The sequence below is a fragment of the Shewanella sp. GD03713 genome (assembly GCF_029843705.1).
In the GTDB taxonomy this organism is placed as follows: Bacteria; Pseudomonadota; Gammaproteobacteria; order Enterobacterales; family Shewanellaceae; genus Shewanella.
Genome location: NZ_JAOCIW010000001.1, coordinates 4,228,753 through 4,253,254, shown reverse-complemented (window position 1 = coordinate 4,253,254; position 24,502 = coordinate 4,228,753). Strand labels below are relative to the sequence as shown.

Annotated in this window: 18 protein-coding genes; 15 read left to right on the top strand and 3 right to left on the bottom strand. The window is 50.3% G+C overall.

All coding sequences use genetic code 11. The features are described 5' to 3' along the window. Positions 1-291 precede the first annotated feature (291 nt). The 13 genes from N5E87_RS18590 to N5E87_RS18530 all read left to right on the top strand — a co-directional run bounded on the left by N5E87_RS18590 (position 292) and on the right by N5E87_RS18530 (position 17,269). Positions 292-1,341: a rod shape-determining protein gene (locus N5E87_RS18590; protein ID WP_011624203.1), complete on the top strand. Its 1,050-nt coding sequence runs from the start codon at positions 292-294 to the stop codon at positions 1,339-1,341. A 44-nt stretch (positions 1,342-1,385) separates the two neighbouring features. Continuing rightward, positions 1,386-2,447, top strand: coding sequence for a rod shape-determining protein MreC (gene mreC / locus N5E87_RS18585; protein WP_279775671.1), 1,062 nt, complete (start codon positions 1,386-1,388; stop codon positions 2,445-2,447). Next, positions 2,447-2,935 (top strand): rod shape-determining protein MreD, encoded by a 489-nt coding sequence (gene mreD, locus N5E87_RS18580; RefSeq protein WP_133178321.1) that lies wholly within the window; start codon positions 2,447-2,449, stop codon positions 2,933-2,935. The genes mreC and mreD overlap by 1 nt, the downstream gene beginning before the upstream one ends. Before the next feature lie 2 nt (positions 2,936-2,937). Next, the gene (locus tag N5E87_RS18575) at positions 2,938-3,522 is read left to right on the top strand and encodes a Maf family protein (RefSeq protein WP_279775670.1); all 585 of its coding nucleotides are present in this window, start codon (positions 2,938-2,940) and stop codon (positions 3,520-3,522) included. A gap of 177 nt (positions 3,523-3,699) precedes the next feature. Next, positions 3,700-5,166: a ribonuclease G gene (gene rng, locus N5E87_RS18570; RefSeq protein WP_049764552.1), complete on the top strand. Its 1,467-nt coding sequence runs from the start codon at positions 3,700-3,702 to the stop codon at positions 5,164-5,166. Continuing rightward, the gene (locus N5E87_RS18565; protein WP_279775669.1) at positions 5,166-9,419 is read left to right on the top strand and encodes a YhdP family protein; all 4,254 of its coding nucleotides are present in this window, start codon (positions 5,166-5,168) and stop codon (positions 9,417-9,419) included. The genes rng and N5E87_RS18565 overlap by 1 nt, the downstream gene beginning before the upstream one ends. Then, complete coding sequence (locus tag N5E87_RS18560; protein WP_126512021.1) at positions 9,343-10,191, top strand: carbon-nitrogen hydrolase family protein; 849 nt, start codon at positions 9,343-9,345, stop codon at positions 10,189-10,191. Before N5E87_RS18565 ends, N5E87_RS18560 begins: the two co-directional genes overlap by 77 nt. Before the next feature lie 109 nt (positions 10,192-10,300). Next, entirely contained in the window at positions 10,301-11,749 is a 1,449-nt protein-coding gene (gene tldD, locus N5E87_RS18555) for a metalloprotease TldD (protein WP_041408898.1), read from the top strand. 110 nt (positions 11,750-11,859) lie between these two features. Continuing rightward, positions 11,860-13,281 (top strand): TolC family protein, encoded by a 1,422-nt coding sequence (locus tag N5E87_RS18550; protein WP_041416706.1) that lies wholly within the window; start codon positions 11,860-11,862, stop codon positions 13,279-13,281. After that, positions 13,271-14,245, top strand: coding sequence for an efflux RND transporter periplasmic adaptor subunit (locus tag N5E87_RS18545; protein WP_126512020.1), 975 nt, complete (start codon positions 13,271-13,273; stop codon positions 14,243-14,245). Before N5E87_RS18550 ends, N5E87_RS18545 begins: the two co-directional genes overlap by 11 nt. 53 nt (positions 14,246-14,298) lie before the next feature. Continuing rightward, entirely contained in the window at positions 14,299-15,546 is a 1,248-nt protein-coding gene (locus N5E87_RS18540) for an ABC transporter permease (protein WP_279775868.1), read from the top strand. A 1-nt stretch (position 15,547) separates the two neighbouring features. Beyond that, positions 15,548-16,699 carry an ABC transporter permease gene (locus tag N5E87_RS18535; RefSeq protein WP_279775668.1) on the top strand — a complete coding sequence of 384 codons (1,152 nt, stop codon included), beginning with the start codon at positions 15,548-15,550 and terminating at the stop codon, positions 16,697-16,699. 168 nt (positions 16,700-16,867) lie between these two features. Continuing rightward, positions 16,868-17,269 (top strand): hypothetical protein, encoded by a 402-nt coding sequence (locus tag N5E87_RS18530; protein WP_088210053.1) that lies wholly within the window; start codon positions 16,868-16,870, stop codon positions 17,267-17,269. Positions 17,270-17,413: 144 nt separating this feature from the next. Here the strand turns inward: N5E87_RS18530 and N5E87_RS18525 are convergent, their stop codons facing one another. Beyond that, positions 17,414-17,956 carry a porin family protein gene (locus tag N5E87_RS18525; protein ID WP_279775667.1) on the bottom strand — a complete coding sequence of 181 codons (543 nt, stop codon included), beginning with the start codon at positions 17,954-17,956 and terminating at the stop codon, positions 17,414-17,416. Between the two features lie 527 nt (positions 17,957-18,483). Here N5E87_RS18525 and N5E87_RS18520 point away from each other — a divergent pair. Beyond that, complete coding sequence (locus N5E87_RS18520) at positions 18,484-19,815, top strand: APC family permease (protein ID WP_279775666.1); 1,332 nt, start codon at positions 18,484-18,486, stop codon at positions 19,813-19,815. Between the two features lie 52 nt (positions 19,816-19,867). On the opposite strand, the gene N5E87_RS18515 is transcribed toward N5E87_RS18520, so the two are convergent. Together N5E87_RS18515 and yjgA are read right to left on the bottom strand one after the other, a co-directional pair. Next, entirely contained in the window at positions 19,868-22,357 is a 2,490-nt protein-coding gene (locus tag N5E87_RS18515) for an Ig-like domain-containing protein (RefSeq protein ID WP_279775665.1), read from the bottom strand. A gap of 28 nt (positions 22,358-22,385) precedes the next feature. After that, positions 22,386-22,919: a ribosome biogenesis factor YjgA gene (yjgA, locus tag N5E87_RS18510; RefSeq protein WP_011625015.1), complete on the bottom strand. Its 534-nt coding sequence runs from the start codon at positions 22,917-22,919 to the stop codon at positions 22,386-22,388. 175 nt (positions 22,920-23,094) lie between these two features. Here yjgA and pmbA point away from each other — a divergent pair, with 175 nt between their 5' ends. Beyond that, a complete protein-coding gene (gene pmbA / locus N5E87_RS18505) occupies positions 23,095-24,438 on the top strand; it encodes a metalloprotease PmbA (protein ID WP_279775664.1) in 1,344 nt (447 codons plus the stop codon). The last annotated feature ends 64 nt before the right edge of the window (positions 24,439-24,502 follow it).

Sequence of the window (24,502 nt, the reverse complement as noted above, 5' to 3'; positions counted from 1 at the left end):
ATCATGGCGTGATGGTTTTAGGTCGACGTTGCAAAGTGTGATACAGGGTAAAAATGCAAGAAACAGGTTTTGCTAATGTTGCCAGCTTGTATTTGATATGGTTTTTAACTGTTGGATTTTTCACCAATAAAGCGCTTTTTTCGATTAAATAGTGTTTTTGATCGGCACATTTGAAAAAAAATCACTCCATTAGCGATTGTTAACCTCAACGGTCTTGTGGAATCAGGGTGGCATTGATAAAGTTAGCTGATTTTTCTTTTCTTCTGACTCCACAGAATACAGGCTAGTTACATGTTCAAGAAGCTGCGTGGCATTTTTTCTAATGATCTATCGATCGATTTGGGTACAGCTAACACCTTAATTTATGTTCGTGACGAAGGCATAGTCCTCAATGAGCCTTCTGTTGTTGCTATACGTGGTGAGCGTAGTAGTTCTGGTCAGAAATCTGTTGCCGCTGTCGGTACAGAAGCCAAACAAATGTTAGGCCGTACCCCAGGCAATATCCAAGCAATCCGTCCGATGAAAGACGGGGTGATTGCCGACTTTTATGTGACAGAGAAAATGTTGCAGCACTTTATCAAACAAGTGCATAACAACAGCTTTTTTCGTCCTAGCCCACGCGTTTTAGTCTGTGTACCGGTTGGCGCAACGCAAGTTGAACGTCGCGCAATTCGTGAGTCAGCCATGGGCGCAGGTGCCCGTGAAGTCTATTTGATTGAAGAGCCAATGGCCGCAGCAATTGGTGCGGGTTTACCTGTCTCTGAAGCTACCGGCTCTATGGTTGTGGATATCGGTGGTGGTACCACTGAAGTCGCGATTATCTCCTTGAACGGTGTGGTGTATTCCTCTTCTGTACGCATTGGTGGTGACAAGTTTGATGATGCCATCATCAACTATGTACGTCGTAACTACGGCAGCTTGATTGGTGAAGCAACGGCTGAGCGCATCAAGCACACTATCGGTACTGCTTACCCAGGTGATGAAGTATTAGAGATTGAAGTCCGTGGTCGTAACTTGGCCGAAGGTGTGCCTCGTAGCTTCACGCTGAACAGCAACGAAATTTTAGAAGCACTGCAAGAGCCATTGTCAGGCATTGTGAGTGCCGTTATGGTGGCATTAGAGCAATCGCCACCGGAATTAGCGTCTGATATCTCTGAGCGCGGTATGGTATTAACCGGTGGTGGTGCCTTACTGCGTGATTTAGACCGTTTATTGATGCAAGAAACTGGAATTCCAGTCATGGTGGCGGACGATCCTCTGACCTGCGTAGCGCGTGGTGGTGGTAAAGCCCTCGAAATGATTGATATGCACGGCGGCGATCTGTTCTCCGAAGAAACCTAATCTAACTTCGGTATGGGGCGGTTAATCACCGCCTTAGCTTTCCTATGAAGCCTATTTTTGTTCGTGGTATTTCGAACCAGTTCCGTTTAACACTGGCAATTATCCTGTCGGTGATTTTGCTTGCCGCAAATCACCGTCTCGAGCCTGCCCGTGAATCCCTTTCAACTGCCTTAAGCCCCATCCAATACCTTGCGAGTGTGCCCAGTGCGATCCTCGATTGGTCATCGGAGAGTTTTGCTACCCGCAATATGTTGGCGTTGCAAAATAAAGAGCTGTTAAGGCAACAATTATTAATGAGTGAGCGTCTGCAGCGCTTCGAGCATCTTCGTCAAGAAAACGAGCGTTTACGCGCTCTATTGGGATCGCCTGCCTATCAGGACTCCCGCAAGATGGTGGCCGAAGTGATGGAGGTGGCCAGCGATCCTTCCCATCATTATGTGGTACTCAATCACGGCTCGCGAAGTGGAGTGTTTGTCGGTCAACCCGTAGTTGATGCCCAGGGCGTCGTCGGCCAGGTTGTACAGGTCAGTGAGATGACCAGCCGCGTGCTCTTGCTCTCGGATGTTTCCCACGGTTTACCCGTGCGAATTACCCGTAACGATGTGCGTTTAGTGGCTAACGGTACTGGTGAACTCGATGAGATTGAACTGCGTCATGTGGCCAAGAGTACCGATATTCGCGTTGGAGACTTATTAGTCACATCAGGCCTTGGTAATCGCTTCCCCGAAGGTTATCCAGTGGCGCGGGTCATGGAAGTCTTAACCGAAGACGGTCAGAGTTATGCGCGTGTCACGGCTCAGCCATTAGCGGCGCTGGATAGGATTCGTTATCTGCTGTTGATTTGGCCATCCCCTGATTCTGGCGTGACTTTGCCGAATCAAATCCCTGTGCCAGCTGCGGATCATCCGGCAGAAGACGCTAAGCCCGATGCGGGCAATGGCAATGCGAATCCTCAAGGCGCTGCTGCTAATGCGACCGTGCCTAGTAACGCAGCACCTAATAGCACTGTACCTAATACGACAGCGCCGAACGCCGCTGCGGCGCCAAGCAATGCCAATGGTGCTTCGAACGCTGCCACCACTCAACCGCCAGCCGAGGTGCACTAATGAGTTTACAAGCTGCAAATGGACGCATCGCGGTTTGGTTAACCCTATTTGTCGGGCTGTTAAGTCAAATTATGCCGCTGCCAACTATTGTTGAGGCTTGGCGTCCCGATTGGTTATTGATGATTCTGATCTATTGGTCGATTGCGTTGCCCCACAGATATAACATTCTGACGGCGTGGTTGATGGGGTTGGCTTTAGATATTCTGCTCGGCGCTACCCTAGGTGTGCGCTCACTTTCGATGTCGCTAGTGATTTATATCGCGATTTTGCACTGCCAGCGGTTACGCAACTTCCCTAAGTGGCAACAGTCACTGGTGGTGATGTTACTGATTGCTATCTATCACCTGATTATCTATTGGGTCGAGTTTGTGATGGACGGTGCTAAATTCCATACGGATTTGTTCTTACCCGCGTTATCGGGCCTAGCATTTTGGCCGTGGATTTTTTGGATTTTACGTCGCGTTCGACGTCATTATAAGGTTCGTTAGTCGTGAATTTAGTCTTAGCCTCAACTTCGCCACGCCGTAAAGAGTTATTGACTCATATAGGTTTAGGCCGCGCCGATTTTAGTTTTACCCAAGTGGCGCCGGATATAGATGAAACCCCTAAGAAAGGTGAGTTACCACGCGACTATGTTCAGCGCCTCGCGGCCGAAAAAGCTCAAGCAGGGCTTGCATTATGCTCAGGTATGTCACAGCCTGCTGTATTAGGTTCTGATACTATCGTGGTGCTTGAAAACGAAATATTAGGTAAGCCTGTTGATGAAGCCGATGCCAAGCGGGTACTGCGGGCACTTTCAGGTAAGGCGCACACTGTGATGACAGCTGTGGCCTTAGCAAAAGCTGACCATACCTCTGTGCGTTTGGTAGAAACCTTAGTGCGTTTTTGCGAGCTGTCGGACGCGGATATCGATGCCTACGTTGCCTCAAAAGAGCCGATGGATAAGGCGGGTAGCTATGGGATCCAAGGTTTGGGCGGTTGTTTTGTCGAATCTATTGAGGGCAGTTACTCCTGCGTTGTAGGCCTACCTTTGGTGGAAACCCGTGAGCTGTTATCCGAGGCGGGAATACGCTAATCGGAGGATTGAGCGGCTCGCTAACGGAAGTCATCCTCGGCCTTAGTTGAGTATCCGCAAGACAAACATCTGTGATATTGGTTTTCAGGCTTATAACATACTGAGATTAATTTAATTTCCCTAATGGGGTGAGTCGTGAATACCGGTCGCTTAAATCCGAATAAAGTTCAGCGCAAGATGGGTTCAGAATTACTGATTAACGTAACCCCATCTGAGGCTCGTGTCGCTCTGGTTGAGCATGGGGTGCTGCAAGAAGTCCATATTGAGAGGCGCATGAAGCGCGGTCTAGTGGGCAATATTTACAAGGGCAAAATCAGCCGTGTGTTGCCCGGCATGCAAGCCGCCTTTGTGGATATTGGCTTAGATAAAGCCGCGTTTTTACATGCCTCCGACATAGTGCCGCACACCGAATGCGTAGCCGATGTGGAAAAAGGCCATTTTGTAGTCCGTGATATCGCCGAGTTGGTTCGCCAAGGGCAAGATATTATGGTACAGGTGGTAAAAGATCCGCTCGGCACTAAAGGTGCCCGCCTGACCACAGATATCACTCTGCCTTCCCGTTATCTGGTATTTATGCCCGGCTCAAGCCATGTTGGGGTCTCCCAGCGGATTGAGCAGGAAGAAGAGCGCAGTCGTCTTAAGAAAATCACTCTGCCTTTCGTCGATGAAGACGGCGGCTTTATTATCCGCACCGCCGCCGAAGGCGTAGGTGAGGATGAACTTGCTCAGGATGCGGCCTTCCTGCGTCGGGTATGGTCTAAGGTTTCCGAGCGGCGTCAGCGCCGTGGCGTGGCACTCTTGTATCAAGATCTCGCCCTGCCAGTGCGGATTGTGCGCGACTTTGTCGGAACCGAGCTCGATAGAATTCAAGTCGATTCGCGCCGCACCTTTGCCGAGCTGCAAGCCTTCGCCCAAGAGTTTATGCCGGAAATCGCCGACAAGATTGAGCACTATTCAGGGCCTGCACCAATTTTCGATCTCTACGATGTGGAGAATGAAATCCAGCGCGCACTGGGTCGCAAGGTCGAACTCAAATCGGGTGGCTACCTGATTATCGACCAGACCGAGGCCATGACCACGGTCGATATCAACACAGGTGCCTTTGTCGGCCACCGTAATCTTGAAGAAACCATCTTCAACACTAACCTCGAAGCGACCCAAGCGATTGCGCGGCAGCTGCGGCTACGTAACCTCGGCGGCATCATCATTATCGACTTTATCGATATGCTGAGTGACGAGCATAAAACGCGGGTACTCAATAGCTTAAATAGCGCGCTCGCTAAAGACAGAGTCAAGACGAATGTCAGTGGCTTCTCGGGTCTTGGGTTAGTCGAAATGACTCGTAAGCGCACCCGAGAAAGCTTGGAGCACGTGCTGTGCGGTGAATGCCCAGCCTGTCAGAGCACGGGTAGCATGAAGACGGTTGAAACGGTTTCCTACGAAATTTTCCGCGAAATCATCCGCTTGAATCGAGCCTATGATGCCGATGAGTTTTTGCTTTACTGCTCGCCCGCTGTATATAACAGCTTAAGTGGCGATGAAAGTCATCTGGTCGCCGAGCTTGAGGTCTACATAGGTAAACGCATTCGCCTGCAAAATGAGCCCATGTATTCCCAGCACAAATACGACGTGGTGATGATGTAGTGGCAACGCTTTTTACTGCGAAAAAACTAAGCCGTTTTTGCTGGCAATTATTGGCGCTGATCTTAGTCTTGTTTGCCCTGACGGTAAGCTTGATCCGCGGCTTATTGCCCCAAGTCGACGGTGTGCGTCAGCAGTTAGTTGAGTATGTAAAAAGCGAATATCAAATTGATGTGCAGGTCGGCGAGTTATCCGCCCAGTGGCAGGCCTTTGGCCCGGCCGTGACGGTCGATAATCTGGTGATCCCGCCGCAGGAAAAACTCCCCGTCACTGTGCTGGTTAAGAACGTCCAAATTAAATTGGATTTTTGGCAATCGCTGCTGACGACCAGCCCACGCATCGAAGATGTGAATTTTGATGGTGTGCATATTGCCCTCGATATCGACAAATTATCGGGTAATAAGGCGCAGGGCTCGGCCAATCAAACTTCGCAAACCGATTGGTTATATAAATTACTCTTAAAGCAGCTCGAACGTTTCTCGCTGACGGATGCCTCGGTGCAGCTGTTGAGCTTGCAGCATGAATATCGACCCATCCACATTCGCCACCTTAACTGGCGTAATAGTGGTGAGCGCCACCGCGGCGCGGGGGAAATTTACCTCGATAATAATGCCATGGTAAATGAGTCGCTGGGTTTGCAACTCGATCTTCAGGGTGACGCAACTGCGCCTGATACGTTGAAGGGGCAAATCTATCTTGCGGCCCAGTCCTTAGATTTGGGCGAATGGGCATCGCGTCAACCTAATCCCTATGATCCAAGCAAGAAGTTACCCTTAGAAGGGGTGGTCAATCTCAAGGCGTGGTTTGATTTTGCCCATCGTAGCATCAGCGCGGGCTTAGTGCAGTTTGAACCCAGTTGGCTGCAATGGTCGATGGAAGGTGAGCCGCAAAAGTTTGAAATCCAGTCCGGCAGCATTAGCTGGCTACCTAAGGAAACAGGCTGGGAGATCCGCAGTGCGGATTTGGATTTTGTGACCAATGGCGAGCATTGGCCTGACCTTAAGCTTGCGGCCAAGCAGCAAGATGATGCCTTTTATGCCTATGTGAGCCGCTTGGATTTACCGACCTTATTTCCACTCTTACCATTATTTCCGGGTGTCGATTTAGCCGTACTTGAGCAATGGTTCCATCTCGCGCCCGAAGGCAGTGTTGGGCCGATTCGCCTCTATCAAAGCGCCAAGCAACCCTTACTCGCCAGTACGCATATCAAGCAATTGCATTGGCAGAAAGTTGAAGGCATACCTAACACCAACCCATTAGACATTAAGTTGCAGTGGCAGAATGACAGCTTAGTGTTTTCGCTACCTGAACAGACCTATACCCTCGATTTTGGCGATCAATTTTCAGCCCCTCTAGTGCTGCATGGCGCTGAGTTAACCGGTGCCTTCGATACTCAAAGGGCGACCTTATCTGTGCCTGAGGTTCTGCTCGAAAACGACGATATTGGCGTGTCTGCCGCCCTAAAACTGGATTTTAGCACCGAAGCCAGTATGTCACTCGCCGCCAATGTGGCCGTTAAAAATGCCGCTAATGCGGATAGATACTTCCCTGTCAAAGCCATGGGCGAGGCGCTGGTGGAGTATTTGGATGGCGCTATCAAGGCGGGTCAGAGCCAAAATGCCCAGGTGTTATGGCAGGGCGCCCTAGCGCATTTTCCCTTTGAGGATAATAGCGGAGTATTCCAAGCGGCCTTTACCTTAGATAACGCCGAGTACCAATTTCAACCGGATTGGCCAGCAGTCACTGAGCTTTCCCTCGACGCCTTATTTGAAAATGCCCGCATGGATATCTGGGTTAACCAAGGCAAATTGATGAATGTGGTGGCCGATGGCGCCCATGTATTTATCCCCGAATTAGGCGAGCATTCGCTGTTAAAAATTCAGGCCGATCTTGCCACCAATGGTAGCGCCGCCACCCAAGTGCTGCAGGCATCGCCGCTCGCCGATACTGTGGGCAAGACCTTAGGCGTCGTGCAAGTGCAGGGCGCGGTGACGGGGAATTTAGATATCAGTATCCCCTTGTACGAGGGTGAGGCCGAGGATATCCGTGGTCAAATAGCCTTTGATAACACCCCCGTCTTTATTGCCCAACCTGGCTTACAGCTCAAGGCCGTGACGGGCACAGTGCAGTTTGCAAATGAGATTGTTGAAGGCAAAGGCATTAAATCCCGCCTATTTGAGCAGCCCTTCGAGTTTAGTTTTGCCACTAAACCCGAGGGCAAAGACTTTGCGCTAAATGTGGATATGAAGAGCCGTTGGGATCTCAGCCGTTTGCCACAAGAGTTGCAAAATCCCTTGAGTGATTTTTACCAAGGTAAATTCGCTTGGGGCGGTAACTTGAATATGGTGTTCGACGATAAAGGTTATCAAATTCAAGCCAATGTGGGCTCGGATCTGGTTGGTGCCACCTTGAAATTACCGGGCGCCTTTGCCAAACCCGAAGATGAACCAAGGCCCTTAATGGCGGAATTTTCTGGCGATCAACAAAGGGCAACGCTAAGGGTAAAACTGGATAAACAGGCCGAGTTTATTGGCGGCTTCGAGGCCGAAAAGGGCACTCAATTTAGCTATTTTGACTTGTTATTGGGCCGACTCTTCGATGCGGCCGAGGTACCTAATACCGAGCTTGGGCATATCAAGATTGATGTGACCAGTGGCAAGCTCGCCAATTGGTTACCTGTAATTAATGCCTTTGTCGGCACAGACAACAAGCCCACTCGCACTGGTATTTTAGTCGAAGAGGCGAGCCACTCGACTTTGTTCCCCTCGGTGGTTGGGATCGATGCCAATATCGGCAAGTTTGATTTATTAGGCCAAGGACTGACAGAGCTTAGATTGAGTGCTAAGCCGAACGAACATGGCTGGCGCTTCGATGCCAAGGCCAGCGAGTTTGAAGGCTGGGTCGATTTTTATCCCAACTGGATGACCCAAGGATTAAAAGTTAACGCCAGCAAGTTTTATTTCTCCCCCGAAGTGAAACCCGAAGGGGAAGCGGATTTCGCTGCGGATCAGGTGCTCACTAATTTACCGCCGGTTGCCGTGAATGTGGATGATTTTCGCTTTTTCGACAAAGCCTTCGGGAAGCTGGTCTTGCAGGCGAGCCCGCAACCTTTGGGCTATCGCATTCAGACCCTATCGTTAACGACGCCAGAGGTGTCCTTACAGGGCAACGGCATTTGGCAGCAGCAGAATGGTCAAAACCAAACTGAATTAACGGTGAGCTTAAACGCCAGTCAGTTTAATTATTTGAGTCAGCAATTGGGCATCGACCCAGGTGTGAATGAGGCGCCTTTGAAGGTGAATGCCGAGCTTAAGTGGCAAGGTGCGCCCTATGCTTTCTCCCTCAATACCTTAAACGGCAAGGTGAAGTTTGAGCTGGGTAAGGGGCATTTATCTCAGGTGAGCGATAAGGGCGCGCGGATATTCTCCTTGTTCAGCCTCGACTCCTTAGTACGTAAGTTATCCTTAGATTTCAGTGATGTGTTCGGTCAGGGCATGTACTTCAATTCCTTTAGCGGCAATCTGCAAATCGATAATGGCGTGGTTAAAACCACGGATACTGAAATGGATGCGATTGCGGGTAATATGAAGGTGCGCGGTTATACAGATCTCACCAGCGAAAGCTTAAATTACGATATTCGTTTTGTGCCGCAATTGGCGTCGAGTGTGCCGACCGTGGTGCTGCTGAGTACCAGTGCGTGGACGTTGGGGCTTGGTGCATTTGCACTGACCAAAGTGCTCGAACCTGTGATTGAGGTGATTTCGGAAATCCGCTTCCGAGTGACTGGCACTATGTCCGATCCTGTGGTGGAAGAACTCGAGCGTAAGAGCAAAGAGATTGAAATCCCCGAGTCGATTTTGCCTATGGTGGGTGGCGAATTGCCAGTGCCGACCGAGGGCGCTGAGCCTAAGGTTGATGCGGCGCCCATCAAGAATAGCGCCCCAATTAAGACAGACGCCACGCCACCCATCGAGCCTGAAAAAAACAATGAGCAGCCTGCGCCAGATACTGATAAACCTAAAGTGGAACCAGTAAAAGCGGTCGAGGAAGATACATCGCCGCAAGCGCCAACGCTCCCCAAGGTAGAGCCTGCTGAGCCGCCCCAAGTTGAACCAGAACAGCCTAAGCCTTTGAGCACCAAGGTGGTATTGTCGATAAACACAATTCAAGGAGATAGTCATGCGCATCAGCCTGTTGCAATGTCAGAGCAGTCGCGACGTCAGCGCGAATCTGTTGTTTATCGAATCGCAGCTTGAGGAATTAACCCGTCAGCGTCTGCAATGGGATAAAGATGCTCCTCATTTAGTGGTGCTGCCAGAATGCAGCCTGCTGTTTGGTGGCCATGAGAGTCAGCAACTCGCCTATGCCGGCGACAGTCATCTTAGCCCGTTAAAATCTGCCTTAAGTGCCTTAGCCGCCCGTTACTGCGTGTATATGGTGGCGGGAACCATCCCCGCGCTGGCGGAGGATGGGCGCGTCTACAGCCGTTGTTATCTGTTTGATGATAAAGGTGATACCTTAGGGCAATACGATAAACTGCATCTGTTTGATGTGGATGTTGCCGACGGCACTAAGCAATACCGCGAGAGTGAAACCTTCTGCCCCGGCAATCATATCAGCGTCATCGACACCCCGTTTGGCAAAATTGGCTTGACCATCTGTTATGATTTACGCTTTCCGGATTTATTCAGGGCGCTGCGCCTCGCGGGAGCCGAGATTATTACCGTGCCTTCGGCCTTTACTAAGGTCACGGGAGAAGCCCATTGGCAGGTGTTATTACAGGCCAGAGCCATTGAAACCCAATGCTTTATTTTAGCCGCAGCCCAATGGGGCGCCCATAACGAAGGCAGTCGCGAGACCTGGGGGCAGAGCACGGTAATAGGTCCTTGGGGCGAGGTGATTGCCGAGCAGAAAACCGGTACAGGTTGGGTGCATGCCGATATCAATGTGGCCGAGGTGCACAGCATCCGCAGTAAAATGCCCGTGGCGCAACATAATCGCTTTACTGCACCGAACCTTAAGCCTTGAACAGATTAAGCCTTCAACAGATTTAGATGAAATAGACTCACAGCGAATTTAAGTTATTTTAAAAATGAGTGAGTTGCCAATTTTAGCCAAGCTTTCAGAGAGAACCGCGATGCCTTTTTTAGCACAAGTAGAGCAAAGTTTATTAAAGGGTGGCTTAGCCCTCGATGGGTTACAGAGTTATTTAAACACCATACATCAACATAAAGTCGATTTTTCCGATCTCTATTTCCAAGGTAGTCGCCATGAATCTTGGGTGCTCGAAGATGGCATTATTAAAGATGGTAGCTTCCATATCGAACGTGGTGTCGGTGTGCGTGCCATCAGCGGCGAGAAAACCGGTTTTGCCTATGCCGATGATATTACGCCAGCGGCATTAAGCGCTGCGGCCGAGGCGGCGCGTGGTATTGCTGGGGCGGGTGAGCAGGCCAAGGTGCAGGCTTTCAAACGTCAACAAGCCTTAGCGCTGTACGATAGTCTCGACCCTATCGCCGCCATGGAAGAAGTGAAAAAAATCAACCTACTGAAAGAGGCCGATGCCTATATTCGTAGCCTCGACAGCCGCATTATCCAAGTGGTGATTAGCCTAGCGGGTGTGCACGAAGAAATTCTGGTTGCCGCCAGTGACGGTACCTTGGCCGCCGATATTCGCCCGTTAGTGCGCTTTAATTGCAGCGTCATTTTAGAAGAAAATGGCAAGCGTGAACGTGGCAGCGCCGGTGGCGGTGGTCGTCACGATTACAGCGTGTTTATGGTGACGGATGAAACCGGTTTACCTATGTGCTTTGCCTTCGCCCGTGAAGCGGTGCGTCAGGCGCAAGTCAACCTCAATGCTATCGATGCGCCAGCCGGAGAGATGCCTGTGGTACTGGGTAATGGTTGGCCGGGCGTGTTACTGCACGAGGCCGTGGGTCATGGCCTAGAAGGTGACTTTAACCGCAAGGGCAGCAGCGCCTTTAGTGGTATGGTCGGCGAGCAAGTGGCTTCGAAGCTCGTGACTGTGGTGGACGATGGTACGCTTGCGAATCGCCGTGGCTCACTGAGCATCGACGATGAAGGCGTACAAACCCAGAGAACCGTGTTAATCGAAGACGGTATTCTTAAAGGCTATATGCAGGATAAATTAAATGCGCGCCTGATGGGCGTGGCACCGACGGGTAATGGTCGCCGTGAATCCTATGCGCATCTGCCTATGCCCCGCATGACCAACACTTATATGACGGCGGGCGAGTCTGATCCGAGCGAGATCATCAAGTCGGTGAAGAAGGGCATTTATGCGCCTAACTTTGGCGGCGGTCAGGTGGATATCACCTCGGGCAAGTTCGTGTTCTCCGCTTCTGAAGCCTATCTGATTGAAAATGGTGAAGTGACTCAAGCGATTAAGGGCGCTACCCTGATTGGTAATGGCCCAGAAGCCATGAGCCAGATTTCCATGGTGGGTAACGACATGGCGCTAGATAAGGGCGTTGGTGTGTGTGGTAAGGATGGTCAAAGCGTGCCTGTAGGCGTCGGTCAACCGACCCTCAAACTTGACCGTTTAACCGTTGGAGGCACGGCATAACCCGCTTGTTTACTGTCTAGGCAGCACTTAAGGCGGTGGGTTCTAGCCGCCTTCCATGATGGATGTTATCATTTGCAAAGGAAATTAGAGTAACTACTCTAGAGGTGTTAATGAAACTATCACGTTTGGCATGGCTGTGTTTATTGCCTTTGCCCTCGCTATTGCCGTTAGCGGCCAATGCCCAGCCCAGTAGCTTTACTGAGGCTTGGCAGCAAGTGCTTAAGGTGAGCGATAAACTCCAGGCCCAATCCCAAGAGGTGAATCGTGCCAAGGGCGAGCAAGAGGCGGGCGAGAGTTTAAATCTGCCATCCCTCAGCCTGAATGGCAGTTATACCCACCTCGAAAAACCAATCGAATTAGATTTAAGGGATCTTAATCCCTTAGCCTCGCTTGATCCTGCGACCTTGCCTCCCGCACTCGGCGGCGCCTTGGCGAGTATTCCGGGTTCATTATTTGTCACGCCCTTTACCGAGCAAGATATTTTCCGCGCCAGCTTACAGGCGATGTGGCCGATTTATACTGGCGGCCAGATCACCGCGGCTCAAGGCATTCATGCCGCCATGGTGGCCGAGAAGCAACAGGAATTACAGTTAGCGACCCGCGACTTATTCACTCAGTTGGTTGATCGTTATTATGCCGTCGATGTGACTCAATCCCTCGTCAGCACCCAAACCGAGCTGGTAGCATCCTTAACTAAGCATGTTGATCACGCGCTAGCGCTGGAGCGCGAAGGGCAAATCGCTAAGGTCGAGCGCCTGAATGCTCAAGTGGCCTTAGATAACGCTAAGGTCAATTTAGGCAGCGCCCGTCGTCAACATGAAATGGCCGTGATCGCCCTATCGCGCATGTTGCAGCAGAGCGATGTCAGCACTAACTCACCCCTATTTGTGTTGCCGCAGGCACCTTCATTGGGGGATTTGACCCAAGTGACCCTGAGCCAACATCCCGCACTTAAACTGCTCGAGGCTAAAGAAGCGCAGGCGAATGGCTTGGTTTCCTTAGAAAAAGGCAAATATCACCCGACTGTGTTCCTCTTTGGTAATTACACCTTATATGAAGATGACAGTTTGTTTTCTAAGGTGGAGCCGGACTGGATGGTGGGTGTCGGCGTAAAAGTGCCCTTGCTGAGCCGCGATGGCCGCAGCGGTAAAGTGGAAGCGGCTAAGAGTGCCTTGCTGCAAGCCCGTTACACTAAGGCGCAGACCCGCCAAGACTTAAGTTTGCTGCTCGACCAAAGTTATCGCCAGTTATTGCAGGCCGAGGAAGAGGTCAAGGCACTGAATACCTCACTCGAACTGGCGAGTGAAAACCTGCGTTTAAGGGAAATTGCCTTTAACCAAGGGCTGTCCACTTCTATCGACAGGGTCGATGCCGAATTAAAACTGAGCGCCGTTAAAACTCAGCAGCTTGGCGCCAGTTATCGCTATGTGCAAGCCTATGCCAGATTAATGGCCATCAGTGGTCAATTAGATGAATTTATCGGTCGCAGTGCCACAGGCGCTCAATCGCAGGAGACTATCAATGCGCGCTAACAGAATCCTTGCCCTAACGGCGTTGGTCGCATTAGGCCTTATCTTAGCCTATGGGCTCAAACTGGCTTACAGCCCAGCGCCGAGTCTGTTACAGGGGCAAATCGAAGCCCGTGAGTATAACGTATCATCCAAAGTGCCAGGGCGGGTTGAACAGGTCCTTGTGCGCCGTGGCGATAGCGTCAGCGAAGGCGATTTGTTATTTGCCATCCATAGTCCAGAGCTCGATGCCAAGTTGATGCAGGCCGAAGGCGGCCGAGATGCGGCCAAAGCCCTGCAACAGGAGGCGAATAACGGCGCCCGCACCCAAGAGGTAATGGCGGCTAAAGAGCAATGGCTCAAGGCGCAAGCGGCGGCAACGCTGGCGAAAACCACCTATACCCGAGTGGAAAATCTCTTCAACGAAGGGGTTGCCGCAAGACAAAAACGCGATGAAGCCTTTACTCAGTGGCAAGCGGCCAAGTACACAGAGCAAGCTGCCTTAGCCATGTATCAAATGGCCGAAGAAGGTGCGCGGGTCGAAACCAAAGCCGCGGCGGCGGGTAATGCTCGTATGGCCGAGGGCGCGGTGAAAGAAGTCAGTGCCATCATGGCTGACAGTCAAATGCGTGCGCCTAAGTCTGGGGAAATCAGCGACGTATTGTTGCAAGCGGGAGAGTTGGCTCCGAGCGGCTTCCCTGTGGTCAGCCTTATCGACATGCAGGACGCTTGGGCAGTATTCCAAGTGCGTGAAGATCAACTCAAACGCTTTAAAAAGGGTGACAAACTGCCATTAACCATTCCGGCGCTGGATAAAACCGTGGAGTTTACCGTTGCCCATATTAGTGTGATGGGCGACTTTGCGACTTGGCGTTCAACCGAAAGTGGCCACGATTTCGATATGCGCACCTTCGAGGTGGAGCTGCGCCCAACTGCGCCGATCCCCGATCTGCGTGTCGGTATGTCTGTGCTGCTCAGTGCTGAGTAACCATTGTGGCCAAGTCACCGAGCGAGCAAACGCATGTGAGCGAGCCTAAGCCGTTGAATGGGGCTCAGAATGCGGCGCATCCTGTATCTTCAGGCATCATTGCATTAGTGCGGCGCGAGCTTAGAGCGCTATGGCGCGATCCTTGGCAACTGGCCCTTATCAGTTACATCCCACTGCTGGGCATCTTGTGTCTCTGGTGGCTATTTAGTGCTGGGCTACCACGGCAATTACCAGTGGCGATTGTCGACCAAGACCATAGCCAATTGAGCCGAATGTTGACCCGTCAACTCAAAGCCAACCCTGTGACTGAGCCACGCAGTTTTACCGATCTCCCTTCGGCCGTCGAAGCTATGCAGCAGGCGCAGGTCTATGCCGTGGTGGTGTTTCCCCATGATATGAAAAAGGATTTACTCACCGGCCATAAACCGACAATCGATGTGCGTTACAACAGCCAGTTTTTGCTGGTGGGTAAGCTGTTGTCGAGTCAAATTCAGTTGAGTCTAGGCGATGGACTGTTACAGGTCGCAGGCCTTAAGCAACTGATGACGGGCACGCCAAAATCCCAAGTGGCGGTGAATTTAAGCCCAGTAAAGAGTCAAACGACCGCGCTGTTTAACCGTAATAACAACTACATAGGTTTTTTAGTGCCGCCGGTATTGGTCGCACTCTGGCAGTTATTATCTATGTTGGTGATGGCTAACAGCTTAAATCGCGAGTTACACCTTAATGCCGCGCAGTCAGAGAAGGGGATCTCCAATCGATTGACCGAGCATTTTTGGCCTAAGGTGTTGGCTAAAATCCTGTTGTTTACCCCGATATTGATGCTCCAAGGCGGGTTTATCCTCACTTGGTTGTATCTGTATTTGGCTTTGCCTTTTGCTGGCAGTTTAGCGCTGCTGCTGTTTGCTCAGTTGATTATGTTGCTGGCGGTGTGGGGCCTTGTGTTGTTTATCTTTGTGCTGATGCGCGATAGCGCGCGGGTCATCAGTTTTTGTACTGCGCTGTTTGCGCCAGCCTTTGCCTTTATGGGGATCACTTTCCCCACCCATGAAATGCCGCAACTCGCTCAGTGGTGGCGACTCATCATGCCATCGAGCCATTATATTGAGTCCCATGTCAGCGTGGTGAGCTATGGCGCGGCGTGGCCGACCTTGGCGCAACAACTTAGTAGTTATTGGGGATTCATCGGTTTATTGCCGCTAATTTATTTCTTGGCGATTAAATTACTGCCGATGACGGTAAAAGCTCAGGCGGAAGCGGCGGCATACGATGCGGCGCCACTTGCTGCGAAGGGGCAATAGCATGAATTTATGGCAGTTAGTGCTAACAGAATTAAAGGCGATTGTGAGTGACAAGGCAATTGCCGTGACCCTATTCGGCGGTGTGCTGTTTTATTCTGTGCTCTATCCCTTGCCTTACTTGCACCAAGTCCCAACAGAACAACAGCTTATCGTGGTGGATTTAGATCATTCCTCCCTAAGCCGTCAACTTATTCGTCATGCGGATGCCAGCGCAAAAATTCAGGTGATAGGTCAAGTTGGCTCCATTACTGAGGCGAAGCGTTTTATCGAAACCGGCAAGGCCCATGGCTTACTGGTGATCCCCGAAGGATTTCGTCGCGACTTGCTGCTGGGCAAGGGCGTAACCTTAAGCTACGGCGGCGATGCCAGTTACTTCTTGATTTATTCGGCAGTGGCCGAGGGGCTTGTCAGCGCGGGGATGGATGCGGGCAAACAAGTGCAATTGATTGGGATGCTCGCGCAGGGGAAAAATCCTAAAGAAGCCGAGCAGAACCTGAACTCGCTGCATTTAAACAGCGTGCCCGCCTTTAACCCTAGCCTAGGTTATACCCCCTACGTGGTGCCTGGACTCTTCTTACTTATCCTGCATCAAACCCTGTTGATTGGGACTGGGATCTTAGGCGCTGGTCAGTGGCGCAGCCGCAGCTATTGGCAGCAGGTGTCGCCGCTGCAATTGGTCTGTGGCCGCATTCTTGCCTTTATGTTGATTTATATGGTGTTTACCAGCTTTTATGTGGGGTATTGCTACCACTGGTATAAGGTGAGTATTCAGGCGAGTCTTGGTCAAGTGGCGCTCTGGTTGCTGCCATTTTTACTTTCGACGGCCGCGGCTGGGGTTGCGATGAGCACTTTGTTTAGCCGCCGCGATTTACCGACTCAAGTATTGCTGCTGATTTCTATGCCGATTCTGTTCGTATCCGGCTTTGTCTGGCCGATTGCTTTAATCCCCGAGCCTTTGGTGCTGGGCTCGCAGATTATCCCTGCGGTGCCCGCCATTATGGGGATGCTGGAGCTGAACCAAATGGGCGCCAGCTGGGCGAGTGTGCTGCCAAAATGGTTACAGCTTTGGGGCCTGTTTGTGCTGTTTTTTGGCCTTGCGATTTTAGGGATTAAACGTCGTGTGCGGGCATTAGCTGAAATTGATGCGTCTTAGGCGACGCTGTTATTCGTACCGACAAAACACTGATTTTTGCGTTTGTATTAAATTTGTTATTGGATATTAGGCAGATATAGATATAATCGTCCGGCAAAAAATTAAACAGGGGCCGTTTAATTTCGAAGCAGTTGCTTCATTTTTTTATCGCATCAAAAGGAAGATGAAATGCGTAAAATTACTTTACTCTCTTTGGCCATGGGTACTTGTCTGTTGGCCGCCTGCGCCGCTAAACCTCCCATCGTTGCACAAGAAAAAACCGTTGAAATCGATGGTATCAACCTCGTTTTTGGCGGTAGCTACGATACTGAACGCAAAAATATTTCACTGTCTGTGAATGGCGATTCAGTGATGAAAGGGACTTTCCCTCCTTACACGCCAACCCAAAACCTTAGCGGTAAATACAAGGGTTACACCATCTCTAGCCAATGCTATTTCGGTTCAGTGTTAGGCAGCCAAGGTGGCGCATTTGGTGCGATTGCTGGGGTGATCCAAGCGACGAAATCCAGCTCAGGCGATAAATGCGACATGCTGGTTAACGGTAAAATCGTCGAAAGCCTTTACTTCTAAGCATACCTCACATTGCTATCTGGCCCCTGTATCTTGAATGTTTACCCTTGTGGATGCTTGTCTATAACTTAGTAGACGGTCTAAAAAAAGGGAGTACCCAAATCAGCGAGGTACTCCAAGAAAATAATGAGGGAGAAAATACTGTTAGAACTTGTAGTCTAAGGTGAGATAAACCTGCTGACTGTTGTTAATTTCATTGCCGTTTTCTTCATAGTCTTGGGCTAAATAACGATAGCCAAGATCCGATGAGAAATGCTCGCTCCATTTGTATTGCACGCCAACTTGACCACCATACACAAAATCGGTTGCCGATTTGCCTGAGACCTTGTTGTCGTTGGCGCCAATGCTGACACCGGCGAACAGGTTAACGTCTTTATGCACGGGTAACAGGTAGTCATAGGACACTAACCAGCTGTACTGTTCCTGTTTGAACTTATCGTTGGCAAAGTTGAACTTGTCTTCCATATAGCCAAACGTACCGGTAATGCGGTGGTTTTGCTCAATCAGCATACCAACGCGGGCTTGGTAGCTTAGATCTTCGGTATCTTTATTGATCACACCTTCAATTTCATCGGCTTGATAACCTAAACCCATACCTGCGAAGTAATCGATTTCGACGGCTTGAACGCTGCTACACAGTAAGGCTGCACCTGCTGCCATCATCATGGTTTTATTTAGTTTCATCATGGACTCCTAAGACTGCTAAGTCGTTTTATCAAAATAATATCGGGTTGATGGAACATACTTTACGGCAACCCCTTGGTGTGGATAAGCCCATAACAGCGTGTCTCTTTGTCTCAAAAATCGCGACAATCAGAGCTGTCTCACAGTGATAAGTACAATATTTGCGCGCTTTATTCGGGGCAGAACCGTTTCACTCCATGCCAGCCTTTATCTGCTCAGGCCAGCTTTACCGTACAGACGACACAGATAGGCAACTTAATGCCCTTATTGGGTTGTCTTCGACGCTGTTTTGGGGGAGAATGCGCGCCGCAAAAATAACCGGGGTATTCAGTATCCCGGTTATTTTCTTTTTGAGCGTATGGGTTTTAAACCAATTGAGGCCGGTAAACATCCGGAAATGATATGAGGTTCGTTTGAACCTACTTTACTGAGGACAATTCAATGGGGCTGTTGTTTACCGGATGTTCGGTAGTTGCCGTAAATCAAGCTGTTGCGTTTGCAATTCCACCTGCTGTTAAGGGAGGTTGGATATGAGCCAACAAAATCCAGGCTTAAAGCAAAGCCTGAGTCTGTGGCAAGTGGTGGTGATGGGATTAGCCTATCTCACGCCTATGGCCGTGTTTGACACCTTTGGCATTGTCTCCGAGATCACCTCAGGCCATGTGGCCACCTCTTACCTGCTCGCGTTAGCGGGGATCCTGTTTACCGCCTTTAGCTACGGTCACTTAGTGCGTAAATATCCCTATGCGGGCTCGGCCTATACCTATGCGCAAAAAACCTTTAGCCCGAATGTGGGCTTTATGGTGGGCTGGTCATCGTTGCTCGATTATATGTTTATGCCGATGATCAATATGCTGCTGGCAAAGATTTACCTGACGGCCATGTTCCCTAACGTCGAACCGTGGATTTTTATCTTTGGTTTAGTCGCAGTGATGACGGTATTAAACCTCAGGGGTATAGATTTAGTGGCGAATTTTAATGGCGTTATCGTATTCGCCCAGATAGCCATTATCTTAGTCTTTATCGGTTTAATGGCCCACAGTCTGTCCCTTGGCGAAGGTGAAGGTGTGATTGCGAGTGTGCGTCCATTTTATTCCGAAGAGATAAGCCTTGCGCCGCTGTTTACTGGCGCGACCATTCTGTGTTTCTCCTTCTTAGGCTTCGATGGCTTAAGTTCCTTGAGTGAAGAAACTAAGGACGCTAAGCGGGTGATCCCCCGCGCTATCGTGCTGACGGCGCTGATTGGCGGCGTGATTTTTGTCAGCGTGTCCTATTTCTTGCTGCTGTTTTTCCCGGATATTTCTCGCTTCCAGCAGTTAGATGCCGTGCTGCCTGAGATTGCCCTGTATGTGGGCGGCAATTTATTCCAGTCAGTGGTGCTGGTAGCAACCACAATAGCAGTATTGGCTTCGGGCATGGCTGCCCATGCGGGCGTGGCACGTATTCTCTACGTGATGGGTCGCGACAATATGCTGCCCAACAAAGGCTTTGGGTATATTCACCCCAAATGGCGCACGCCGGCATTTAACGTGATATTGGTAGGGTTACTGGCGCTTTCGGCGGTGTCCTTCGATCTCGAAATGGCACTGGCGCTCGTTAACTTCGGCGCACTGGTGGCCTTTACCTTTGTGAACCTGTCGGTGATAGTGCAGTTTTATATCAAAGAGAAACGCAACCAATCCTTGAAAGATCACTTGCAGTACTTCGCCTTACCCTTGTGCGGCGCGGCGACTATTGGCGTGCTGTGGATTAACCTTGAGCCTCAGTCCTTAGAGCTTGGCTTAATTTGGGCGGCAGTAGGGGTCTTGTACTTGGCGCTGCGAAGCCTGCGTTTACGCAAGGCGGTAGAGTTACAGAATTAACCAATAGATTGAGCTAGAAAGTAAAAGACCCGCCTTGGCGGGTCTTTTGGTTTTACAGTGTCGGCACGGTAAAGCTGAGGGAGGTCTTAACTTGCTTGGGCGTAGTGGTCACGACACTGATTTGACTCCCTGCAGAGGCGGTGAAACTGAGCGGTGTGCCTAAGCCATTCTTGCCAGTGAGAGTGTTGGCTACCTCAATGATATCTGGCGTACCGTTACAATCGACGCAGAGCTCGATTTGAGTCTTAGCAGGCATAATTTGTTTGGCACTGTCATGCACAAACACCACAAACTTAGACTTGCTACCTGCGGCAACGGGTTTAATATCATTAACGCTTGCGAGTAACACACCGTCTTGCTGCACACTGATATAAGCTTGCGAACCAGACATGCTTAACACCAAAGCCTTACGCACATAGGTTTTGTTGGCTTGACCAGTGCCGCAGAGGCTGCCTTCACATTGAGGGCCGTTAAACTTGCCATCGGCGACGGGATAGGTCTCGCGGGCGAGGTTATCGAAATAAGGTTCACCACTGTCGCGGCTAAAGTTTTCATTATCATCACGAAACGCCGTTGGTAAGTCGCTAAAACCGCTACTGTGGAAGGTTTCAACATCCATACCATTGCCGCTGCAGTTAGTTGCTACACCATTGAATAAACAAGCGTTTGCGATAGCGCCACCATCGGCACTATCAAACTGATTGTTGCCGTTAGTGTCGAAGAAAGTTTCGTGACCCAAGGCGTAGGCCAAGATGGTAATACGGTGATCTTGAGGGCGATAATCGCTTGAAGTCCAAGTCACGCTACAGGCGCCATTTTGCGTTAAGCAGCTTGGGGTGATTTGGCCGCCTTCGGTGGTGAAGTTCACCGTAGTATCGTCGGGCGCTGGGTTACCAAAACTATCGGATAGTCTGGCGGTAATAGTCGCGGTTTCACCGTCATAATCGCCCGCTTCGGGGTTAAATATCGTCGTCGAAAGACTAAAGCCAAGTTGCTGTGGCAGGCCAGTATTAACGGTTAATTGCTCAGATTGGCTAGTGATCACTTCCTTGGTATCGGCATCCACTGCGCTAGCGACCACGCGAACTGGAGTCGGCACAGTACCTGAGAGCACACGTACACTAGCAATGCCTTGGGAGTTGGTCAGGCTCTCGGCGCTGGCGTTGCCATTGGCAAAACTTAAACCGCCGACCACAGTATCTAAACTAAAACTAACCTTTTGCTGCGCTGCTGGCTGGCCATTGGCGCTGGTGACTTTAAAGCTCACCAGTGATGATTCGCTCGACCCTGTTCCGCCCGCGCCTTTAATGCGAATTTGGTTGGGCTCGGCCGCTTCAAAACTCAGACTGGCTAAGGTTTGGCGTTGTAGCGTAAAGGGGAAGTTCGCCGTCAGCGTTTGATTACCTACCACTGTGGTCGCGACGATTTGATCGTTACGTTCGCTATTCCCGCTGCAACTGGTGTCTTGGAAGGTCGAGCTGGCATTACCCGATAGGGTCGTGACAGGCGTGTCTAAGTTCGCATTATTGCTGGCGGTACAGTCAGAGCTGAAACTGATGGATGACGGGGTCTGTACGCGAGTGATAGTGCCATCGCTGGCCTCTAACACTAAGCTTGCGGTCACACCAAAGCTGCCGCCCGCGCTGATTTTATAACTGCCATCGGCTTGCGCCGTTAACGTACTTGCGAGTTTACCTTCGGTAAAACTGCTGCCATTAAAGGAGCCTAACTTTAAGGTACCGGCTTCGTTAACGGCATCTTTGCTGAGCACTTCATATAAACTGCTGCTTTGTAGCGATTGCCCTTGATAATCCACTGTTACCGTTAAGGCATTGGCGCCTAACTCGGTGGCACTCGGGGTATAACTGACTTGAGCAATACCTTGGCTATTGGTTAGCGCACTGGCCGGGGTTAAGGTAGCCGAACCCGCGCTAAAGGTGACCTTAGCATCGGCAATGCCGTTACTCTCGGCATCGAGGAAAATGGCTTGCAGTTGTACGGCTTCATCCACTTTAAAGCGAGTCACTACATTCGCGCCGCTTTGAATACTGGCGCTCAGTTTTGGGGCTATGGATGCGCCAGTACCGTCGATAATCCCTGTAAATTCAAAGTTGCGAGTCGCCGATAGCGCTGTGCTGGAATCATTCGGAGTGGTGGTCGCTGTAATAGTGCCAGCATTGATAAGCAAATCAGGATTACTCACAATCACAACGGCTTCACCATTGTTATCCGTGAGTTTGCTTTCCGGTGTTAACGTCCCAAGGTCGCTCGTAAAGTTAACTCTCTGATTGCTGACCTTAGCCGAACCTTTGTTTAACTTGGCGACAGCACAAAAACCTGCGTCTTTAGGGAAACTTTGAAGTGAGGTAAAACTGCCACATTGACTACCCGATAGGGTTTTAAAGTCGATAGACAGTTTGTAAATACCGTCGCTGGCATCTGTGCCACCGTTATCTTCGTCAGAAGGGCCGTTACAGCCCCAAAGTCCAAATAAGCCAATAGAAAGCAAAGTAAGATTGCAAAACGTGTTGCTAAATCGCATAAGCAAACATCCTTGTTGGGCTGAATGGTTAGTCTTGGATTTCGCTGCGTAGGTATTTAAACAGCTCTTTTGATGATTTGGACTCAGGGCCTTTTGCCAACTCTTTTGTGGCTTGGCGCACTAAGGTACGCAGCTTCTGTCTGTCCAACTGTGGATAATGTTCCACTAAGGTTTGAATTTCGCTGTCGCCTTGGCTCAGTAAACGCTCGCGCATTTTCTCGAACATTTGCAGCTTAGCGGTTTCGTTGTTGTTTTTGTTCAGTACGATAGCGAGCGCAGCTTTAATCGGCTCCACATCGACGTTACGCATCAACTTACCAATATATTGCATATGGCGGCGATAGGCTTCGGTCTTCGGTTTAATCTTATGAGCTTGCTGGATGCTGTCGTATAAGTGCTCGTCCAGCTCGATTTTATCTAGCTGGGTCTTGCTGAGCGACACCAATTCCATACCGACTTTTTGAGCAGCTTCGCAGTCACGCTTGTCCTCGGTTTTGCTGACATACTCTTCGTCACTGTCATAGGGTTGTTTAAAATGCTCTGAATCACCAACAATCTTCATATAGATAAAACCTCAGTTAAATAACGGCCTAATAATAACATCTCCCGCCAAAAATCGCCTAACGAAAGCGCGTGCGCCATGACTGAGATTGACGAAATAAGCGCGCAATAAATAATGAGAATGGCATGGGTGTTTGTTATGCTAACGCCATTGCCGACAACGAAAGAGTAGCTTTGTGTCTTTGAACAGAATCGATAGTGAATTGGCCGCGCTGAAAGATGCGGTTGCCGTGGCCCTCGAATATGCCAATAAATTAGGGACAAATGCCGCCGAAGTGGCGATCAGCAAACAACAGGGATTATCGGTTTCAACCCGCTTAAAAGAAGTGGAAACAGTTGAATTTAATAAAGATGGCGCCCTAGGGATTACGGTTTATCGCGATGGTTGCAAGGGTAGTTCATCGACTTCCGATCTCAGCCCTGAAGCCATTGCTCTGGCGGTGAAAGCGGCGGACGATATCGCCCGTTATACTTCTGCTGACCCCTTTAGTGGTTTAGCCGACAAAGCCCTAATGGCGACCGAGATCCGCGATCTTAAGCTCTATTATCCTGAAGATATTTCCCCCGACGAATTAGCCCAATTGGCGATTCGCGCAGAAACCGCGGCGCTCGATGCCGACTCGCGCATCAATAACTCCGATGGCGCCAGCGCAAACGCCCACACTTCGGTCAAGGTTTACGGTAATAGCCACGGCTTCTTAAATGGTTATTGCAGCTCGCGCTACAGCTTAAGTTGCAGCGTGATCGGTGAAGACAGCGACGGCAGCATGCAGCGGGATTATGACTACACTATCGCCCGTAAATTCAGTGAGATGCTATCTCCAGAGTCCGTGGGCTTGAAAACCGCACAAAAGACAGTGAGCCGTTTAGGCGCGCGTAAGATTGCGACTTCGCGTTTACCTATTCTGCTTTCGCCTGAAATCGCCACTGGGCTTATCGGCCATTTAGTCGGCGCGATCAGCGGTGGCAGCTTGTACCGTAAATCCAGCTTTCTGTTGGATGCAATTCACACCCAAATCTTCCCCGATTGGTTCAATATTGAAGAGCAACCGCATCTGCTGGGTGCGCTGGCCAGTGCCAACTACGATAGCGAAGGTGTGGCGACGCAAGATAGACGCATCATCGACCGGGGTATGTTAGAAAGCTATCTGCTGACCAGCTATTCGGCGCGCAAATTAGGCTTAACCAACACAGGCCATGCGGGCGGCATCTACAACTGGACGCTGGCGCACACTGGCCAAAGTTTCGATGAGCTAGTCAAAGGCATGGGCACTGGCCTGATTGTCACTGAGGTGATGGGCCAAGGCGTGAATATGGTGACGGGGGATTATTCCCGCGGCGCCGCCGGTTTTTACGTCGAAAATGGTGAAGTGCAGTTCCCCGTTGAAGAGATCACTATCGCGGGCAATTTGAAGGATATGTTCCGTGGGATTCAGGCGGTCAGTAAAGACTTTGATTTACGTTCGTCTATCCGCACTGGCGGGATCTTATTATCTGAGATGAAGGTTGCGGGTAACTGATTGAGTTAACCTAATTGAGTCATTCAGTCTAACGGTTCAGCGTTAACTGAATGAGCTTTAAACT

Coding starts and splice junctions, on each gene's coding strand:
- N5E87_RS18545 (WP_126512020.1), top strand. CDS start 13,271: ATGCGCGCTAACAGAATCCTTGCCCTAACGGCGTTGGTCGCATTAGGC.
- N5E87_RS18535 (WP_279775668.1), top strand. CDS start 15,548: ATGAATTTATGGCAGTTAGTGCTAACAGAATTAAAGGCGATTGTGAGT.
- N5E87_RS18590 (WP_011624203.1), top strand. CDS start 292: ATGTTCAAGAAGCTGCGTGGCATTTTTTCTAATGATCTATCGATCGAT.
- mreD (WP_133178321.1), top strand. CDS start 2,447: ATGAGTTTACAAGCTGCAAATGGACGCATCGCGGTTTGGTTAACCCTA.
- N5E87_RS18520 (WP_279775666.1), top strand. CDS start 18,484: ATGAGCCAACAAAATCCAGGCTTAAAGCAAAGCCTGAGTCTGTGGCAA.
- tldD (WP_041408898.1), top strand. CDS start 10,301: ATGCCTTTTTTAGCACAAGTAGAGCAAAGTTTATTAAAGGGTGGCTTA.
- N5E87_RS18515 (WP_279775665.1), bottom strand. CDS start 22,357: ATGCGATTTAGCAACACGTTTTGCAATCTTACTTTGCTTTCTATTGGC.
- N5E87_RS18550 (WP_041416706.1), top strand. CDS start 11,860: ATGAAACTATCACGTTTGGCATGGCTGTGTTTATTGCCTTTGCCCTCG.
- mreC (WP_279775671.1), top strand. CDS start 1,386: ATGAAGCCTATTTTTGTTCGTGGTATTTCGAACCAGTTCCGTTTAACA.
- N5E87_RS18560 (WP_126512021.1), top strand. CDS start 9,343: ATGCGCATCAGCCTGTTGCAATGTCAGAGCAGTCGCGACGTCAGCGCG.
- rng (WP_049764552.1), top strand. CDS start 3,700: ATGGGTTCAGAATTACTGATTAACGTAACCCCATCTGAGGCTCGTGTC.
- yjgA (WP_011625015.1), bottom strand. CDS start 22,919: ATGAAGATTGTTGGTGATTCAGAGCATTTTAAACAACCCTATGACAGT.
- N5E87_RS18530 (WP_088210053.1), top strand. CDS start 16,868: ATGCGTAAAATTACTTTACTCTCTTTGGCCATGGGTACTTGTCTGTTG.
- N5E87_RS18525 (WP_279775667.1), bottom strand. CDS start 17,956: ATGATGAAACTAAATAAAACCATGATGATGGCAGCAGGTGCAGCCTTA.